Raw genomic sequence first — 1766 nt, forward strand, 5'->3', positions numbered from 1 at the left:
CGCAAAGGGTGGCTCTTTTCTCCGCAATGACTGGCTCAAAACTCCGCATAAGTGGCTCATTTCAACTGCAATAATCAGCGAATGGCAATAATTACAGATATTCACGGCAATGCATCAGCATTAAAATCGGTTCTTGCAGAAATAGACAGTAGAAAAGAGATCGAGCAAATATATTGCTTAGGGGATATGATTGGAATAGGTCCTGATTCAAACGAAGTGCTGCATATGCTGTTCTCCAGAGATGATATAAAAATGATAACTGGGAATCACGACGAAGCAATCTTATCTTTAGCGAAAGGTGAGGAGTATCCACAAAGTCATTCTCACGCAAGAAAGCATCACCAATGGATTTTAGATAGGATGGATAAATCCTTCATTCCAAAGTTAGAACATTTGCCACGAATAATTAGACAAAATATAGAAGGTAATTCAATTTTATTTATCCACTACCAAATTGAAACTGGAAAAATGAAAGAACAGATTAGTAATGACCCCTTTAGCTCGATAGTAGAACCAAGTGTTGAAAATTTAGAAACTTTATTTAAACAGAATAATGAAGATTTGATTTGCTTCGGTCATCATCATCCAATTCATTATTTTAGAGGGAATAAAGCCATTTACTTGAATCCTGGTTCCCTCGGATGTAACCATAAACCAGCTGTCCGTTATGCAATTGTAACTGTTTCGAAAGAAAAGATTGAAATTAATCTTGAAGAAACAATATATGACAATTCTTCATTCTTAGAGTCATACAATAAGTTACAAGTACCAGAACGTGATTTTATTCTAAAAGTGTTTCACGGTAATCAAATTTAATCTTTGATCTTCAATTAACGGGTGCAAGGCTTTCGTTGTGGCAGCCTTTTCTTATTCAAGTAACGGGCAGATTAGCTCAACAAGCAGGAAAAAATAATCTGTAAGAGGAAGTATAGAATTTATTGAAAACCAGTCAAAGAGGAGAGAGAATAAATGGAATACTATAAATATTTACGACAATTTGTAGGACATAGGCCTATTATTTTACCTGGTTCTGTTGTTATCATTTTAAATGAACAAAATGAGGTACTACTGCAAAAAAGACACGATGGTTATTGGGGTTTACCAGGTGGTTTAATGGATTTAGGAGAAAGTTTTGAAGAGGTGGCAAAAAGAGAGGTTCTTGAAGAAACAGGATTAGTAGTTGAAAACTTAAAATTAATTAATGTATTCTCTGGTTCTGAATATTACTTAAAGGTTCCAAATGGTGACGAATTATATTCGGTAACAGCTGTTTATTATACCAGAGATGTAAGTGGAGAAATGAAGATTGATTATAGCGAGTCAGAAAAAATGCAGTATTTTTCCATAAATAATTTGCCAAATGAATTAACTGATGAGTATAGAGGGTTTATTGAGCAATACATAGATTGTGAAAAAATGTACTTAAAGTAATGGGTGCTTTACTTCAATTTGGAGTAAAGCTTTTTCTTCTTCAACTATAGGAAGCAGGATAGTTCAATAAGAAAAGTGAATATTACCATATAAAAAAATGCAATTTTAAGATGAGGGGATAAAATGAAAAATAAAGAGGTTGAAGCTTTTTATTTGTCGACTTTGCATTATTGCAACTTAATAGAGAATTGGAATAAGGAAAACTTTAAATTAAATAATCTTCTTTCTTCCCTTTTGGATTTGTATTCAAAAGCGTTGTATGGATAGGTTACACTTAGCTGGACAAAAAAATTAAGGGCTAGCAGACTGATAGAGAAATAAGTATATCAACCCTT

The 1766-nt window shown here is 33.2% G+C and carries 2 protein-coding genes; both read left to right on the forward strand.

The genetic code is table 11. The features are described from left to right. Positions 1 to 81 precede the first annotated feature (81 nt). A complete protein-coding gene (locus tag Q1B07_RS26440; RefSeq protein ID WP_299095753.1) occupies positions 82 to 816 on the forward strand; it encodes a metallophosphoesterase family protein in 735 nt (244 codons plus the stop codon). A 153-nt stretch (positions 817 to 969) separates the two neighbouring features. After that, positions 970 to 1431, forward strand: coding sequence for an NUDIX hydrolase (locus Q1B07_RS26445; RefSeq protein WP_299095750.1), 462 nt, complete (start codon positions 970 to 972; stop codon positions 1429 to 1431). Positions 1432 to 1766 lie beyond the last annotated feature (335 nt).

Source organism: uncultured Metabacillus sp. (assembly GCF_947503125.1).
Classification (GTDB): Bacteria; Bacillota; Bacilli; order Bacillales; family Bacillaceae; genus Metabacillus.